Source organism: Mixta tenebrionis (genome assembly GCF_006517625.1).
Classification (GTDB): domain Bacteria; phylum Pseudomonadota; class Gammaproteobacteria; order Enterobacterales; family Enterobacteriaceae; genus Mixta; species Mixta tenebrionis.
The window spans coordinates 79,918-96,085 of the sequence record NZ_VHQI01000010.1; the positions used below are offsets into that span (position 1 = coordinate 79,918).

Here is a 16,168-nt window from a genome sequence, read left to right on the forward strand (position 1 = left end):
TAAATTTTTGCCAGGATCTCAAATTAACGGGCGGGCGTTATCTTCAGGCGCGCAATTTTGTGACGAGCAACCAAAAAATAACCCTGCGCGGCGGAAAACCGCGAGGAAAGCCGGCCAGGAACGCCCGCCGCGGCAAGGCTAATGACAGTAGCGCGTCAAGTATGCTATTGATAATTAACTGGTCTGACGACAAAGCGCTTCTGGCGCGCGCCGCACGGCGCTAAAGCGCCAGCTGCTATGATTAACGTGCATGATTGTTCCCGGTAAGCGCGGGCCACGGCGCCGGGCTTATTCTGGTCATCAATAAAGAGGTGAAAAATGTTAGAGCAAATCTGTCAGCTGGCGCGCGAAGCGGGCGAGGCCATTATGACCGTCTACCATGGCGAGGCTCCGCTCGACGTTTCTCACAAATCTGACGATTCGCCGGTTACCGCAGCCGATCTGGCGGCGCATCGCGTTATCATGCAGGGCCTGCAGCGGCTGTCGCCGGAGACGCCGCTACTGTCGGAAGAAGATCCGCCAGGCTGGGAGGTGCGCCAGCGCTGGCAGCGTTACTGGCTGGTAGACCCGCTGGACGGCACCAAAGAATTCCTTAAGCGCAACGGCGAATTCACCGTCAATATAGCGCTGATCGAGCAGGGCAAACCGGTTCTGGGCGTGGTTTACGCGCCGGTGCTGGGCGTGATGTACTCTGCCGCGCAGGGCAAAGCGTGGAAAGAAGAAGCGGGGCAGAAAACGCAGATTAAAATCCGTGACGCCCGTCCGCCGCTGGTAGTGGTCAGCCGTTCCCATCGTGACGGCGATGAGCTGGAAGAGTATCTGAAGCAGCTGGGCGAGCATCAAACCATCGCCATCGGCTCTTCGCTAAAGTTTTGCCTGGTGGCGGAAGGAAAGGCGCAGCTTTATCCGCGCTTTGGGCCGACCAATATCTGGGATACCGGCGCAGGTCACGCGGTGGCGCTGGCGGCAGGCGCGCACGTGCACGACTGGAATGGCCGCACGCTGGACTACACGCCGCGCGAATCCTTCCTTAACCCCGGCTTCCGCGTCTCTATTTTTTAAGCGGCGACGCCTGCAGCAGCTGGCGCAGCAGGGCGATCGCCTGCTGCACCTCCTGCTGGCTAAGCGCGCCATCCTTAGCAAAGCGAACCCGCCCCTCTTTATCCAGCACTACGATGGCGGAACCGCCTTTTTCCAGCTGCCAGGCGCGTTTCGCCACGCCATTCTCATCAACAATAAACTGCGACCACGGATACTGTTTTTTACTGGTTTCGATACTGTTGCGTACGAATATGCCGCTGCCGGGGATAGCGTCATCGGTATTAATAATGGTGGTGGTTTGATAACTCTCGTGCGGCAGCTGCGCCTGCTTTATCGCTTCAATCAGCGCGGCGTTCTTCTCTTTTGCCGATGAGCGTCCGGCGATATGTTGCAGCACCCGCACCTTGCCGATCAGCTGAGCGCTGTTCCATGAGCGATAGCTGAAGCTGCCGTGCTGATAGTTAAGCTCTCCTTTATCACTAATGCCGACGGGCGCAACGCGCCGGGCATGGCTAAAGTTATGAGCATCAGCGGCGAGCGGCAGCAGCAGGCCGCAAAGCAGAACGAGCGAGGCGCGTATCATTATTTTTTCCTCCGGGCAGGTGATCGGACCAGCTGGTCATGTTTCTGAAATAATAAGCGTCCATGATGCTGCTGTCTCAATGCGTTGCCAGCTTTGCGGCAGACTGCACAAATCGCCGGAGGCAGAAGGTTTATACTGCTTTATGTAACGGTAGTAACAGACTCTACTGTAATGAAGTGTCAAATCAGTAAAAAAATTTAGTTTTCAGAGCACAGGAAACGGATGATGTTCTATAGTTTATCGGCCCTTTGCGCTTCATAGGTTCGTACCGATTTTGGCAACGGCGAGGCGTATTCCTATTTTCGGAGTTGAAAGCAAGATGAAGATTTTTCAGCGTTATAATCCTTTCCAGATCGCCAAATATGTCAAAACATTGTTTAAAGGAAGGATTTACATCAAGGATGTGGGCGCGTTCGAGTTCGATAAAGGTAAAATTCTCGTACCGCGCGTCAAAGATAAGCAGCATTATAGCGTGATGTCAGAGGTAAACCGTCAGGTACTTCGTCTGCAGGGCGAGTATCAATAAGTAACGGTAACGGGGCGCGCTGAACGCGCCCTGATGATGTCAGGCGGCTGGACTGCTTCCGCCGCCTTCCTGCCCTGTTTTTTCCGTTTATTCTTCAGCTTCCTTACTGATTGTCAGCGACGCCGGACGCTCATCAATGCGCGTTACCAGCAGCTGATCGATACGGTAGCTGTCAATATCCACTACTTCAAATTTGTAGCCGGCAAACTTAACAAAATCGGTGCGCTTCGGAATTTTGCGCAGCATATACATCATAAAGCCGCCGATGGTTTCATAGTTGCCGGACTGCGGGAACTCATCAATATCCAGCACGCGCATCACGTCATCGATCGGCGTGCCGCCTTCTACCAGCCAGGAGTTCTCGTCGCGCGCGACGATCTGCTCCTCCAGCCCCTGGCCGACCAGATCGCCCATCAGCGTAGTCATTACGTCATTGAGCGTGATGATGCCGACCACCAGCGCATATTCGTTCATGATCACCGCGAAGTCTTCGCCTGCGGTTTTAAAGCTCTCCAGCGCTTCGGAAAGCGTCAGGGTATCAGGCACAATCAGCGCGGAGCGAATTTGCACGCCGCTGTTCAGCGTCATGCTCTGGTTGCCCAGCACGCGCAGCAGCAGCTCTTTGGAATCTACGTAACCGACGATATGGTCAATATCGCCGCTGCAGACCAGGAATTTTGAATGGGGATGCAGCGCAATTTTGGCTTTCAGGCTGCTTTCATCTTCATGCAGATCGAACCAGATAATATTCTCGCGCGAGGTCATGGAAGAGGGCACGGTACGCGATTCCAGCTCAAACACGTTCTCAATCAGCTCATGTTCCTGTTTACGCAGCACGCCAGCCAGTGCCCCGGCTTCCACCACCGCGTAAATATCGTCGGAAGTGATATCGTCCTTGCGCACCATGGGAATTTTAAACAGGCGGAAGATCATATTGGCCATGCCGTTGAAGAACCACACCATCGGGCGGAACAGCAGCAGGCAGAAACGCATCGGGTTGATAATGCGCAGGGCGATCGCTTCCGGCGCGATCATGCCGATTCGTTTCGGCGTCAGGTCGGCAAACAGGATAAACAGGCTGGTCACCAGCGTAAACGAGCAGATAAAGCTCAGCTGTTCCGCCAGCTCCGGCGAAACCAGGTTTGCAAACAGGCGCTGAAAAGAGGGGGAAAAGGCGGAGTCGCCGACGATACCGCCCAGGATGGCGACCGCGTTCAGGCCGATCTGCACCACGGTAAAAAACATGCCGGGCGTTTCCTGCATTTTCAACACGCGCTGCGCGTTGATATTGCCTTCGTCGGCCAGCAGCTTCAGTTTTATTTTACGTGCGGCAGCCAGCGATATTTCCGACAGGGAAAAGAAAGCGCTGACCGTAATCAACACGAGTATGACAAGTAAGCTATCTAACATAGAGATTCCGTTGGTTTTGGGTACTTGTCATTTTTGGCCTGGGCAGCGCGCGCGACGGCGATCCTGCGGGACTGCCGGTGCGGCTGAGCGCTATCCGTGCCAAAAATGTCTGCGCCGTTTCGACACGCAGGGTCGGGGCAGAAAGGAATGACAATAGCCGTTTCGACGACTGCCGTCGATTATAGCAGTAGCGCGACACGGCCCGCCAGCGCTGTTGCAGCGGCGCGCAGGGTAATAAATAAACAGCTGCATTCCCGTAGCGAAAAAGATGATTTTCATCGGCGATGCGCAAAGAATAGTCTTTCCCGGTTGTAACGCAGCGCGGGTTTACGGACAATACGGGCAAAATTTGCGTTAACGCCGCCTTTTTCCTGGCGCTTAAGCAAACGAAGCGTCAGGAGTACGGCTATGCTGTTAAACAAATCTAATCTCGACATTAGCGCCTGTTGGTTGGCGATGTTATTTGTCCCCCTGGCATTCACGGGGACCTGGCAACATTAACAGGAGTAAGCGTGCCACGAATTCATGTCTGTTACATGACCTGTTTGCTGATTGCCGCGCCTGCCGCTCAGGCGGCGAATATCCGCTTACAGCTTGAAGGGTTAACCGGGGATTTACAGAAAAACGTCAGGGCAAGTCTTTCTACCATTGATACGGATGAAGTCACGGCGGATGGCCGGTTTCGCGCGCGCGTAAAAAAAGCGATTGAAGAAGGGCTGCGCGCGCTGGGCTACTATGAGCCCAATATCGATTTTGAGAGCCGCCCCGCGCCGAAAAAGGGCGGACGGCCGGTGTTGATCGCCAGGGTAACGCCCGGCGAGCCGGTAAAAATTGCCGGCAGCACCATAATTGTGCGCGGCGACGCGCGCGACGATGTTGAGTATCAACAGTGGATAAAAGAAGGGCGGCCCCAAAACGGCGCCATCCTCAACCACGGTAAATATGACAGCTTTAAAAGCGGCTTTACCAACCTGGCGTTGCGTAACGGCTACTTTGACGGCGAATTTAAAAAAAGCCAGCTGGGCGTCTCGGTAGAACGCCGGGAAGCTTACTGGGATCTCGACTACGACAGCGGTAAGCGCTATCGCTTCGGCGCGGTGACTTTCGAAGGTTCGCAAATCCGCGAAGAATATCTGCAAAATCTGGTGCCGTTCAAACCGGGCGACTACTACAGCTCGCGCGATCTGGCCGAGCTGAACCGCCGCCTGTCGGCCACCGGCTGGTTTAACTCGGTGGTGGTGGCGCCGGAATTCGATCAAACCACGCCGGATAAAATCCTGCCGCTCAGCGGCGTGGTGGCGCCGCGCACCGAAAACACCATCGAAACCGGCATCGGCTACTCTACCGACGTCGGGCCGCGGCTGAAGGCGACCTGGCGTAAACCCTGGGTCAACTCGCGCGGCCACAGCCTGACCACCAGCGCCAATATCTCCGCACCTGAGCAGCAGCTCGATTTCAGCTACAAGGTGCCGCTGCTGAAAAGCCCGCTGGAGCAGTATTACCTGCTGCAGGGCGGCCTGAAACGTACCGACCTCAACGATACCAAAGCGGATTCCACCACGCTGGCGCTGTCGCGCTACTGGGATAACAGCACCGGCTGGCAAAAGGCGATAAACCTGCGCTGGAGTCTCGATCACTTTACCCAGGCCAACGTTACCAATACCACCATGCTGATCTATCCCGGCGTCAGCGTTAACCGCACGCGATCGCGCGGCGGGCTGATGCCGACCTGGGGCGATTCGCAGCGCTACTCCATTGATATTTCCGACACCACCTGGGGCTCCGACGTCGATTTCCTGGTGCTGCAGGCGCAAAACGTCTGGATTCGTACCCTGGCGGATCGTCACCGTTTCGTGGCGCGCGGCAATCTCGGCTGGATTGAAACCAATAATTTCGAAAAAGTGCCGCCCGATCTGCGCTTCTTTGCCGGCGGCGATCGCAGCATTCGCGGTTACAAATATAAAGGCATTTCCCCGCGTGATGAGGACGGTAAGCTTACCGGCGCCTCGAACCTGGCAACCGGTTCGCTGGAATATCAGTACAACGTGACCGGCAAGTGGTGGGGCGCGGTATTTGTCGATTCCGGCGAGGCGGTGAACGATATTAAACAGAGCAATTTTAAAACCGGCGCGGGCTTCGGCGTGCGCTGGCAGTCGCCGGTCGGGCCGATTAAATTCGACCTGGCGCGGCCCATCGGCGATAAAGAGGAACACGGTTTGCAGTTTTACATCGGACTGGGGCCTGAACTATGAAGCTATGGAAAAAGGTCCTGATTGGCATACTGATTTTTATTGTGCTGTTGCTGGGCGGCGTGCTGCTGCTGGTGGGTACTACGCCCGGCCTGCATCTGTTGCTGAACGGCGCGGCGCGCTGGGTGCCGGGTCTGGCAATCGAACAGGTGGATGGCGGCTGGCGTAACCTGACGCTGAAGGGCGTGCAATATGAAATGCCTGGCGTGACGGTTAACGCCGGCGAGCTGCATCTGGCGGTGCAGCTGGGCTGCCTGAAAAACTCCGCCTTCTGCGTTAACGATCTGGCGCTGAGCGATGTCAACGTGGTGGTCGACAGCAGCAAAATGGCGCCGGCCGCCGCGCCGCCGGCGGAAGAGGAAAGCGCTTCAGGCGATATCAGCACGCCTTATCCCGTCACGCTGCGTCAGCTGCGGCTGCACAATATCAACGTCAGGGTGGATAATACCGCCGTCTCCCTGCTGGATTTCACCACCGGGCTGCACTGGCGGCAGCGGGCGCTGACCCTGACGCCGACGCATATACAGAGCCTGCTGGTGGCGCTGCCGAAAGCGGCGCAGGTGGCGGATGAACAGGTAGTGCAGCCGAAAATCGAACAGCCGCAGCCGCAGGAAAAACCGCTGGGCGAAACGCTGCAGGCGATGTTTGCGCAGCCGCTGTTGCCCGCGCTGCCCGATTTTCGCCTGCCGCTGGATATCGAGGTGCAGGAAATTATCGGCGAGCAGCTGCGCCTGACCGGCGATACCGATCTGGCGATAAACCGCCTGCTGCTGAAGGCGAAAACTCAGGATCGGCTGTTGCAGCTGCAAACGCTGGATATCGACTCGCCGCAGGGGCAGGTAAACGCCAGCGGCCAGGCGCAGCTGGTTGATAACTGGCCGCTAGATTTCACCCTTGACGGCGCGCTGAACATAGAGCCGCTAAAAGGCGAGAAGCTTAAAGTTACGCTCGGCGGCGCGCTGCGTCAGCAGCTTCAGCTGGCGTTGAATCTCTCCGGTCCGCTGGACGCGCAGCTGAAAGGGCAAACCGAGCTGGCGACGCCCGGCCTGCCGCTACAGCTGAAGCTGACCAGCCCGCAGCTGCGCTGGCCGTTAAGCGGCGCGGCGCAGTATCAGGCCAGCAATCTGGATTTCAGCTTTAGCGGTAAGGCAACCGACTACGTTATGTCGCTGCGCACGGCGCTGAAAGGCGAGGCGATACCGCCCGCCGAACTGGCGCTGGACGGCAAAGGCAATGTCGAGCAGTTCAGCCTGGATAAACTGCGGCTGTCGGCGTTAAAAGGACATGCCGATCTCAGCGGCGTGGTGGACTGGAGCAAGGCGATCAGCTGGCGCAGCGAGCTAACGCTCGACGGCATCAACACCGCCCAGCAGTATCCCGACTGGCCCGCTACGCTGGATGGCAAAATTACCACGCGCGGCAGCCTGTACGGCGGCAGCTGGCAAATGCGCGTGCCGACGCTGCAGCTGCACGGCAAGGTGCGGCAGAACGCGGTATCCGCCGACGGCACGCTGTACGGCAACAGCTACAGCCAGTGGAATATTCCCGGCATCAAACTGGTGCTGGGACGCAACAACCTGAACGTTAAGGGCGAGCTGGGCGAAAAGCTTAACCTCGACGCCATCGTTGACGCGCCGCATCTGGATAACGCGCTGCCCGGCCTTGGCGGCGTGGCGCAGGGCACCATTAAGGCGCGCGGTACGCTACAGGCGCCGCAGCTGCTGGCGGATCTTACCGCTAACGGTCTGCGCTGGCAGGAGCTGCGTATCGCTCGCGTGCGGCTGGAGAGCGACGTACGCTCCAGCGATCGGGTGGCTGGCAAACTTCAGCTGCGCGTCGACCGCCTTACGCAGGCGTCGCTGGCGATCGATCGCCTGACGCTGGACGCCGACGGCGATGAGAATAAGCATCAGCTGAAGCTGGTGGTCAACGGCGATCCGGTTTCCGGCCAGCTGGCGCTCAACGGCAGCTTCGATCGGCAGCAGCAGCGCTGGCGCGGCACGCTGAACAACACCTTCTTCGCTACGCCGGTAGGCGAATGGCGACTGACGCGCGCTATGTCGATCGATTACCTCAACGCCCGCCAGACCGCTACTATCGGCGCGCACTGCTGGCGCAACCCGAACGCGCAGCTCTGCGTGCCGCAGCCGATTGAGGCGGGGCCGGACGGCCATGCGCGCATCGAACTGAACCGCTTCGATCTGGCGATGCTGCGTCCCTTCCTGCCGGCGGAAACGCAGCTGGCCGGCGTCTTCAGCGGCGATGCCGATGTCAGCTGGCACAGCGATGGTTCGCTGCCCGTCGGGCGCGTGGCGCTGAAGGGCAACGGCGTGAAGGTTACCCAGGACGTTGAGGGCAACGCGCTGCCGATCGCCTTCGATACGCTGAACCTTAATGCCGCCATGCGCAACGGGCGCGCAGAGCTGGAGTGGCTGCTGCGTATCGCCAACAACGGCCAGTTCGACGGCAAGGTGCAGATCAGCGATCCGCAGAACCGTCGCAACCTGTCGGGCAATATCAACATCAACAATATTTCGCTGGCGCTGCTGAATCCTGCGCTGATGCGCGGCGAGGAGATTAAAGGGGTGCTGAACAGCGCGCTGCGTCTTGGCGGCGATGTGCAGCGTCCGCAGATATATGGCCAGCTGGGGCTGCGCGATGTTGATGTAAAAGGCAGCTTTATGCCGGTTGATTTGACCAGCGCCAGTCTTTCGATGGCGTTTAACGGTATGCGCTCGACGCTGCAGGGTTTGATTCAGACCACGCACGGCGGCATTAACCTTAACGGCAATGCGGACTGGAGCCAGCTTGATAACTGGCGCGCCCATATCGCCGCGAAAGGCGATCGCGTACGGGTTACCGTGCCGCCGATGGTGCGCATGGATGTTTCGCCGGATCTCACCTTTGACGCTTCGCCTGTCGCCTTTAATCTGGACGGGCGTGTGGATGTGCCCTGGGCGCGCATCGTGGTGCAGGAGGTGCCGGAAAGCGCTACCGGCGTCTCCTCGGATGAGGTGCTGCTGGATAAAAATCTGCAGCCGGTAGCGCCGCAGACGGCGGCGGTGCCGATCAACAGCGATCTGATTATCCACGTCGGCGATAATGTACATCTGAGCGCGTTCGGTCTGAAGGCGAAGCTGAACGGCGATCTGAAGCTGGTGCAGGATAAGCGCGGCCTGGGGCTGAACGGCCAGATTAATATTCCGTCCGGGCGTTTCCACGCCTACGGCCAGGATCTGGTGGTGCGCAAGGGCGAGCTGCAGTTCGCCGGCCCGCCGGATCAGCCCTATATCAATATGGAGGCGATTCGTAACCCGGACGCCACCGAAGACGGCGTTACCGCCGGCCTGCGCGTGACCGGGCTGGCGGACGAGCCGAAAGCGGAGATCTTCTCCGATCCGGCGATGTCGCAGCAGGAGGCGCTCTCTTACCTGCTGCGCGGGCAGGGGCTGGATACCGACGGCGACAGCAACGCGCTGACTTCCGCTCTGGTAGGTTTAGGGGTTGCACAAAGTGGGCAGGTTGTGGGTAAAATCGGCGAGACCTTCGGCGTCAGCAATCTGGCCCTTGATACCGCTGGCGTTGGCGACAGTCAACAGGTACAGGTCAGCGGCTACGTATTGCCGGGTCTACAGGTAAAATATGGAGTGGGCATCTTCGATTCACTGGCGACCTTAACCCTGCGTTATCGCCTGATGCCCAAACTCTATCTGGAAGCAGTGTCCGGCATCGACCAGGCACTCGATTTGCTCTATCAGTTTGAGTTTTAGCAATGCGAATAATTGTCTACGGCAGTTTACGGCGCAAACAGGGAAACAGTCACTGGATGACAAACGCGCAGTGGCTCGGCGATCATCAGATCGAGGGCTACGACCTGTACAATCTCGGCCTCTACCCCGGCGTGGTGCCGGGCGAGGGCAGGGTGTATGGGGAAGTTTATCGGATCGATGCCAGTACCTTAGGGGAACTGGACGCGCTGCGCACCAGCGGCGGTGAATATAAGCGCCAGCTGATTCAGACGCCGTACGGCAGCGCCTGGCTGTACGTTTACCAGCGTTCGGTTGATGGCCTGGCGCGTATCGCCAGCGGCGACTGGCTCAAAAGGGATGAAGCATCCACCGGTGAATAACAAAACACCGCCCTTCGGGCGGTGTTTTTCATCAGCATGGCGAGAGCGTTCTCACCCGGCGGAAATTATTTCTTCGCGGCGCGTTCAAAAGAGGTGCGAATCTCTTCTTTTGCGGCTTCAGCGTTATCCCAGCCGTCAACCTTAACCCATTTGCCTTTTTCCAGATCTTTGTAATGTTCAAAGAAATGGGTGATCTGCGCGCGCAGCAGTTCCGGCAGGTCGTTCACATCTTTAATGTGATCGTACTCTTTCGACAGCTTGGTGTGCGGCACGGCAACCAGCTTCGCATCTTCACCGGATTCGTCGGTCATTTTCAGCACGCCAACCGGACGGCAGCGGATCACTGAGCCTGGCTGCAGCGGGTACGGGGTCGGCACCAGCACGTCAACCGGATCGCCATCCAGGGAAAGGGTGTGGTTGATGTAGCCGTAGTTGCACGGATAGAACATAGCGGTTGACATAAAGCGGTCAACAAACAGCGCGCCAGACTCTTTATCTACTTCATATTTGATCGGATCGGCGTTGGCCGGGATTTCGATAATCACATAGATATCTTCTGGCAGGTCTTTACCGGCGGGAACCAGGTTCAAACTCATCTCGCATTCCTTCATTCGTCATAAGTTGAGTGACGGCTATTATAGCCAACTGTCTATGAAAGTATGCCCTCTTTTTCGGCTTTCAGAATGCTTCAGCCGCCGCTATTTATTGAACAGAAACAGAGAAACTATTCCGGCGGCGATCAGCGGCCCCACCGGCACGCCGCGAAACAGCGAAACGCCGATAATGGTGCCGATCAGCAGGCCGCCGACGATGGTGGGCTGGCTGCTCATCAGCGCCACGCCGCGTCCGCCCAGCCAGGAGACCAGAATGCCGACGCCGATCGCCAGCAGCGATTTCCAGTCGAGGAACGATTTCAGCAGCGTGCTGGCGGGCAGCGAGCCGCTGACCAGCGGCGCCATCACCCCAACCGTCAGAATAATAATGCCCAGCGTCAGGCCCTGCTTCTCTACGTAGGGGAAAAAGTGCGAGAGCGGCGTGATTTTCATCAGCAGCAGAATGGCGATGGAGAGAGTCACCGCAGTGTTATGGACCAGCAGGCTCAGGCCGCCCAGTACCAGTAATATCAGAATAGAAACATAGGCCGTCATCTAACGCTCCGGATGCAAGCCAGAAAGGGAAGCGGTCACTATAACAACGCAACGAGGACGAGGCGAGAAAGGAGAGGTAAAAACGCGAAAAAACATGCGGCTAGCCTGGCCGCCCGCGCCGCGGACGACCCGACTAAAAGATTAGCTCTGCGCGGCGTCCGGGTATTCGCGCATAAAGCGCTCTACGTCATCGACCATCTCATTATTGCCGACAAAGAACGGGCAGCGTTGATGCAGCTCGTCCGGCTGAATATCGAGAATGCGGTTGGCGCCGTCGCTGGCCTTGCCGCCCGCCTGTTCAGCGAGAAACGCCATCGGGTTGCACTCATACAGCAGGCGCAGCTTGCCGTGCGGATGGCTGGCGGTGCTGGGGTAAAGATAGATGCCGCCCTTCAACAGGTTGCGGTGGAAATCCGCTACCAGCGAGCCGATATAGCGTGAAGTGTAGGGACGGTGGGTCGCCTGATCTTCTTCCTGGCAGAACTTAATATATTTTTTCACCCCCTGCGGGAAGCGAATATAGTTGCCTTCGTTAATGGAGTAGGTATAGCCCTTCTCCGGGAAGGTCATGCGTTCCTGGCTCAGACAGAACACGCCCAGCGACGGATCGTAGGTAAAGGCATGTACGCCGCAGCCGGTAGTGTAAACCAGCATGGTGGAGGAGCCGTAAACCACGTAGCCTGCGGCGACCTGCTTATTGCCCGGCTGCATAAAGTCAGCCTGGGTGACCGGCGTGCCGGGAGGCGTGACGCGGCGGTAAATGGAAAAAATCGTCCCGACGGAAACGTTGACGTCGATATTGGACGAACCATCCAGCGGATCCATCAGCACCACATATTTACCGTTTTCCGCCCCTTCGAAGATAACGATCTCATCTTCTTCTTCAGAAGCGATACCGGCAACGATGCCGCGCGCTTTCAGCGCCGCCTTCAGCTTTTCGTTAGCGAACAGGTCAAGCTTCATTTGCTGCTCGCCCTGCACGTTTTCTACGCCGCTGGCGCCCAGAATATCAACCAGTCCCGCTTTATTAATATCGCGGTGGATAATTTTTGCGCCCAGCTTAATGGCGGAAATCAGCGCGGTTAGTTCGCCTGTGGCGTGCGGAAAGTCGTGTTGCTTTTCGACGATAAATTCGCCTAATGTTTTCATAACACAATCCCTGAATCTACGATGGAATGCAGCATATAGGGTACAAAGCTGCGGGTATGCACAGGCAGTTTAGCCGAATGCGTCATAAGGCGTACAGGTCAAATCCGTTTCTTCCCGCGTCGCTCGGCGCTACACTGTGTCCCGAACTTTTTCGTAAATGGATCTTTTATGCGTATTCATATCCTTGGTATCTGTGGCACCTTCATGGGCGGACTGGCGATGCTGGCGCGTGCGCTGGGCCATGAGGTTACCGGCTCTGATGCCAACGTTTATCCGCCCATGAGCGTGCTGTTAGAGAATCAGGGCATTGATTTAATTGAAGGTTATGACGCCAGTCAGCTCGAGCCTGCGCCGGATCTGGTGATCATCGGCAACGCTATGACGCGCGGCAACGCCTGCGTGGAAGCGGTGCTGGAGCGCAACATTCCCTATATGTCAGGGCCGCAGTGGCTGCATGATTTCGTACTGCGCGATCGTTGGGTGATCGCGGTGGCCGGCACGCACGGTAAAACCACCACCGCGGGCATGGCAGCGTGGATTCTACAGGCCTGCGGGCTGGAACCCGGCTTCGTGATCGGCGGCGTGCCGGGTAATTTCTCCGTCTCGGCAACTTTAGGAAAAAGCCCATTCTTCGTTATCGAGGCTGATGAGTACGACTGCGCCTTTTTCGACAAGCGCTCTAAGTTCGTACACTACTGCCCGCGCACTCTGATTCTGAACAACCTGGAGTTCGATCACGCCGATATCTTCGACGATCTGCGCGCCATCCAGAAGCAGTTCCATCATCTGGTGCGTATCGTGCCGGGCCAGGGAAAAATCCTGCTGCCGGAACATGACGCCCACCTGAAGCAGGTGATGGCGATGGGCTGCTGGAGCGAGCAGGAGACGGTAGGCGAAGGCGGACGCTGGCAGGCGAAAAAGCTGACGCCGGACGCCTCGCACTGGGAGGTCTGGCTCGACGGCGAGCGCGTGGCGGAGGTCAACTGGGCGCTGGTGGGCGAACATAATATGCATAACGGCCTGATGGCGATCGCGGCGGCGCGCCACGTCGGTATCAAACCAGAGGACGCCGGGCGCGCGCTAAACGACTTCATTAACGCTCGCCGGCGCCTCGAACTGCGCGGCGAGGTCAACAATATCAACGTTTACGATGACTTCGCGCACCATCCCACGGCTATCCTGGCCACGCTGGCGGCGCTGCGCAGCAAAGTAGGCGGCACCGCGCGCATTCTTGCGGTGCTGGAGCCGCGTTCCAATACCATGAAGCTGGGCGTCAGCAAAGACGATCTGGCCCCGGCGTTGGGACGCGCCGACGAGGTATTCCTCTATCAGCCGCACCATATTCCGTGGCAGGTTGCTGAAGTAGCGGACGCCTGTATCCAGCCCGCCTTCTGGAGCGCCGATATCGATGTGCTGGTTGAAACCATCGCTAAACATGCGCAGCCGGGCGACAACATTCTGGTGATGAGCAACGGCGGCTTCGGCGGCATTCATCAGAAACTGCTGGATCGATTAGGCCGATAGATGCGTCGTCAGCCCGCGCCGCCAGCGGCGCGGGCGCCGGCTGGCGTTACCTGACAACAGCGTAACGCCGGCGGTTCTGCGGCGGAATCAGGCTTCCGCCAGCTCGCGCAGATACTGGAAAATCTGGCGGCTGGCTTTGGGCGGCTTGCTGGCCGCTTTTTCTTTCTGCGCGTTGCGGATCATACTGCGCAGCTGCTGGCGATCCGCATCCGGATAGAGATTCAGCACTTCGGTGAGGGCGTCGTCGCCCTGTTCCACCAGGCGGTCGCGCAGCGCTTCCAGCTTATGGAACAGCGCCACCTGCTGGTTATGGCGGTTTTTCAGCTTATCCAGCGCCTGGTAGATCGGATCGGGATCGCGGGCGCGCAGCAGCTTGCCGATCAGCTGCAGCTGGCGGCGGCGGCCCTCTTTTTTAATGCGCTGCGCCAGCTCGATCGCCTCGCGTAGCTCTTCATCCAGCGGCAGGCGATCCAGCGAGTTCTTGCCCAGATCGACCATCTCCGCGCCAAGGCGCTTCAGCGCTTCGGCGTCACGTTTAATTTCACTCTTACTGACCCAGATAATCTCTTCATCTTCTTCTTCTTGATTATCCGGTACGTCATCGAGCCACTCTTCGGGGTGTTTCGTCATTATCAGGCTCCTGAAAAAGAGGCTAATGCTAACAGGTTACGCGGCTACTGCGAAATTGTTCTCTGAGTCTGTTAGACTCCAGAGAAGGATACAACTTACGCGTTGCCGCGCATCACCAGGCTAAGCCGGCGCGGGCAGGCCGTACTCATCATATATGGTAGCTCAATGAAAATACTCACTCAGGTTGCAGAACAACGTAAAGTGCTGGAGCAGGCAGTGGCCCAGGCGCTGGAACTGGCGAAGGCGGGCACCGACGGCGCTGAAGTCGCGGTCAGTAAAACTACGGGTATCGGCGTCAGTACGCGTTATGGTGAGGTGGAAAACGTCGAGTTTAACAGCGACGGCGCATTAAGCATTACCGTTTACTGGCAAAACCGCAAGGGCAGCGCCTCCTCAACCGATCTTAGCCCCGATGCGATCAAGCGTACCGTACAGGCGGCGGTAGATATCGCCCGCTACACCTCCGCCGATCCTTTTGCCGGCATGGCCGATCGCGAACTGCTGGCCTTCGAGGCGCCGGATCTCGATCTGTTCCATCCGTGGGAGATCGATCCCGATAAGGCGATCGAACTGGCGGCGCGCGCCGAGCAGGCTTCATTACAGGCGGATAAGCGCATCACCAATACCGAAGGCGGCAGCTTTAACAGCCACGTCGGCATCAAGGTGTTCGGCAACAGCCACGGCATGCTGCAGAGTTACTGTTCCAGCCGCCACTCGCTTTCCAGCTGCGTCATCGCCGAGGCGGAAGGCGATATGGAGCGTGATTACGCCTACACCATCGGACGGGCGATTGAAGATTTACAGTCGCCGGAATGGGTAGGGCAGGAGTGCGCGCGCCGTACCCTTTCGCGCCTGGCGCCGCGCAAGCTGCCGACGATGAAGGCGCCGGTACTGTTCGCGCCGGAGGTGGCAACCGGTCTGTTCGGTCATCTGGTGGGCGCCATCAGCGGCAGCAACGTCTATCGTAAGTCCACCTTCCTGCTGGATGCGCTGGGCACGCAGATTCTGCCGCAGTGGCTTACTATCGAAGAGAAGCCGCATCTGCTGAAAGGGCTGGCCTCGACGCCGTTTGACAGCGAAGGCGTGCGTACGCAGGATCGTGAAATCATTAAGGATGGCGTGCTGCAAAGCTGGCTGCTCACCAGCTACGCCGCGCGTAAGCTGGGGCTGCAGAGCACCGGCCATGCGGGCGGCATCCATAACTGGCGCATCAAAGGCCAGGGCAGCAGCTTTGACGATCTGCTGCGCCAGATGGGCAAGGGGCTGGTGGTTACCGAGCTGATGGGCCAGGGCGTCAGCGGCATCACCGGCGACTATTCGCGCGGCGCGGCGGGTTTCTGGGTGGAAAACGGCGAAATCCAGTATCCGGTCAGTGAAATCACTATCGCCGGCAACCTGAAGGATATGTGGCGCAATATCGTTACCGTCGGCGACGATATTGAAACGCGCAGCAATATCCAGTGCGGTTCGGTACTGCTGCCGGAAATGAGTATCGCCGGACAGTAATCTCTGCCTCAGCGGGCAACCTGCCGGTTGCCCGTCTCTTTTTTACTTCCCCCTGTTTGTTCCACATCAAGCCATACCTCACAAAGGGCGCGGGTGCTGCCATAGCCTTTTCTTATTTTCCCGTGGGCTTTTTAAACGGTTAGTTTGCTCTGCATAACGCTGTTGTGCGGCGTCTGGCGCGGTGGCGCGTATCAGGTCCTCCGCGCGCTCAGGAGATGCACAAAGCTGGCGTTTTGCGACCTTGCTCACCTCCTGCGCGCTGATTTCCACTTC

The 16,168-nt window shown here is 58.0% G+C and carries 13 protein-coding genes; 7 read left to right on the plus strand and 6 right to left on the minus strand.

The features are described from left to right. Window positions 1–318 precede the first annotated feature (318 nt). Window positions 319–1,062 (plus strand): 3'(2'),5'-bisphosphate nucleotidase CysQ, encoded by a 744-nt coding sequence (cysQ, locus tag FKM52_RS16075; protein WP_141177169.1) that lies wholly within the window; start codon window positions 319–321, stop codon window positions 1,060–1,062. On the opposite strand, the gene FKM52_RS16080 is transcribed toward cysQ, so the two are convergent. Further along, window positions 1,052–1,624 carry a YtfJ family protein gene (locus FKM52_RS16080; protein WP_141177170.1) on the minus strand — a complete coding sequence of 191 codons (573 nt, stop codon included), beginning with the start codon at window positions 1,622–1,624 and terminating at the stop codon, window positions 1,052–1,054. The two genes, cysQ and FKM52_RS16080, sit on opposite strands and share 11 nt — an antisense overlap. A gap of 319 nt (window positions 1,625–1,943) precedes the next feature. Between FKM52_RS16080 and FKM52_RS16085 the strand changes: the two genes are divergently transcribed. Then, complete coding sequence (locus tag FKM52_RS16085) at window positions 1,944–2,150, plus strand: DUF1107 domain-containing protein (RefSeq protein ID WP_141177171.1); 207 nt, start codon at window positions 1,944–1,946, stop codon at window positions 2,148–2,150. An 87-nt stretch (window positions 2,151–2,237) separates the two neighbouring features. Here FKM52_RS16085 and paeA read toward each other — a convergent pair whose 3' ends face one another. Beyond that, window positions 2,238–3,560: a polyamine export protein PaeA gene (gene paeA / locus FKM52_RS16090; protein ID WP_141177172.1), complete on the minus strand. Its 1,323-nt coding sequence runs from the start codon at window positions 3,558–3,560 to the stop codon at window positions 2,238–2,240. Between the two features lie 536 nt (window positions 3,561–4,096). On the opposite strand from paeA, the gene tamA reads away from it, so the two are divergent. Genes tamA through FKM52_RS16105 form a run of 3 tightly spaced genes read left to right on the plus strand, consistent with a single transcriptional unit; the run spans window position 4,097 to window position 9,938 of the window. Continuing rightward, window positions 4,097–5,812 carry an autotransporter assembly complex protein TamA gene (tamA, locus tag FKM52_RS16095; RefSeq protein ID WP_181407951.1) on the plus strand — a complete coding sequence of 572 codons (1,716 nt, stop codon included), beginning with the start codon at window positions 4,097–4,099 and terminating at the stop codon, window positions 5,810–5,812. Further along, window positions 5,809–9,579, plus strand: a complete 3,771-nt coding sequence (gene tamB, locus FKM52_RS16100) for an autotransporter assembly complex protein TamB (protein ID WP_141177174.1) — start codon at window positions 5,809–5,811, stop codon at window positions 9,577–9,579. Before tamA ends, tamB begins: the two co-directional genes overlap by 4 nt. Window positions 9,580–9,581: 2 nt before the next feature. Then, the gene (locus FKM52_RS16105; RefSeq protein WP_141177175.1) at window positions 9,582–9,938 is read left to right on the plus strand and encodes a gamma-glutamylcyclotransferase family protein; all 357 of its coding nucleotides are present in this window, start codon (window positions 9,582–9,584) and stop codon (window positions 9,936–9,938) included. A 65-nt stretch (window positions 9,939–10,003) separates the two neighbouring features. Here FKM52_RS16105 and ppa read toward each other — a convergent pair whose 3' ends face one another. From ppa to fbp, 3 genes are all read right to left on the minus strand, one after another. Continuing rightward, the gene (gene ppa, locus FKM52_RS16110) at window positions 10,004–10,534 is read right to left on the minus strand and encodes an inorganic diphosphatase (RefSeq protein WP_103059194.1); all 531 of its coding nucleotides are present in this window, start codon (window positions 10,532–10,534) and stop codon (window positions 10,004–10,006) included. A gap of 102 nt (window positions 10,535–10,636) precedes the next feature. Further along, window positions 10,637–11,086 carry a DUF441 domain-containing protein gene (locus FKM52_RS16115; protein WP_141177176.1) on the minus strand — a complete coding sequence of 150 codons (450 nt, stop codon included), beginning with the start codon at window positions 11,084–11,086 and terminating at the stop codon, window positions 10,637–10,639. 141 nt (window positions 11,087–11,227) lie between these two features. Beyond that, a complete protein-coding gene (gene fbp / locus FKM52_RS16120) occupies window positions 11,228–12,235 on the minus strand; it encodes a class 1 fructose-bisphosphatase (protein WP_141177177.1) in 1,008 nt (335 codons plus the stop codon). Window positions 12,236–12,403: 168 nt separating this feature from the next. Between fbp and mpl the strand changes: the two genes are divergently transcribed. Next, entirely contained in the window at window positions 12,404–13,759 is a 1,356-nt protein-coding gene (gene mpl / locus FKM52_RS16125) for a UDP-N-acetylmuramate:L-alanyl-gamma-D-glutamyl-meso-diaminopimelate ligase (protein WP_141177178.1), read from the plus strand. Between the two features lie 87 nt (window positions 13,760–13,846). Here mpl and yjgA read toward each other — a convergent pair whose 3' ends face one another. Further along, window positions 13,847–14,389, minus strand: a complete 543-nt coding sequence (gene yjgA, locus FKM52_RS16130; protein WP_141177179.1) for a ribosome biogenesis factor YjgA — start codon at window positions 14,387–14,389, stop codon at window positions 13,847–13,849. Between the two features lie 165 nt (window positions 14,390–14,554). Here yjgA and pmbA point away from each other — a divergent pair, with 165 nt between their 5' ends. After that, window positions 14,555–15,895, plus strand: coding sequence for a metalloprotease PmbA (gene pmbA / locus FKM52_RS16135; protein ID WP_141177180.1), 1,341 nt, complete (start codon window positions 14,555–14,557; stop codon window positions 15,893–15,895). Window positions 15,896–16,168: the final 273 nt, after the last annotated feature.

Coding starts and splice junctions, on each gene's coding strand:
- tamA (WP_181407951.1), top strand. CDS start 4,097: ATGACCTGTTTGCTGATTGCCGCGCCTGCCGCTCAGGCGGCGAATATC.
- mpl (WP_141177178.1), top strand. CDS start 12,404: ATGCGTATTCATATCCTTGGTATCTGTGGCACCTTCATGGGCGGACTG.
- cysQ (WP_141177169.1), top strand. CDS start 319: ATGTTAGAGCAAATCTGTCAGCTGGCGCGCGAAGCGGGCGAGGCCATT.
- fbp (WP_141177177.1), bottom strand. CDS start 12,235: ATGAAAACATTAGGCGAATTTATCGTCGAAAAGCAACACGACTTTCCG.
- FKM52_RS16105 (WP_141177175.1), top strand. CDS start 9,582: ATGCGAATAATTGTCTACGGCAGTTTACGGCGCAAACAGGGAAACAGT.
- tamB (WP_141177174.1), top strand. CDS start 5,809: ATGAAGCTATGGAAAAAGGTCCTGATTGGCATACTGATTTTTATTGTG.
- yjgA (WP_141177179.1), bottom strand. CDS start 14,389: ATGACGAAACACCCCGAAGAGTGGCTCGATGACGTACCGGATAATCAA.
- pmbA (WP_141177180.1), top strand. CDS start 14,555: ATGAAAATACTCACTCAGGTTGCAGAACAACGTAAAGTGCTGGAGCAG.
- paeA (WP_141177172.1), bottom strand. CDS start 3,560: ATGTTAGATAGCTTACTTGTCATACTCGTGTTGATTACGGTCAGCGCT.
- FKM52_RS16080 (WP_141177170.1), bottom strand. CDS start 1,624: ATGATACGCGCCTCGCTCGTTCTGCTTTGCGGCCTGCTGCTGCCGCTC.
- FKM52_RS16085 (WP_141177171.1), top strand. CDS start 1,944: ATGAAGATTTTTCAGCGTTATAATCCTTTCCAGATCGCCAAATATGTC.
- FKM52_RS16115 (WP_141177176.1), bottom strand. CDS start 11,086: ATGACGGCCTATGTTTCTATTCTGATATTACTGGTACTGGGCGGCCTG.
- ppa (WP_103059194.1), bottom strand. CDS start 10,534: ATGAGTTTGAACCTGGTTCCCGCCGGTAAAGACCTGCCAGAAGATATC.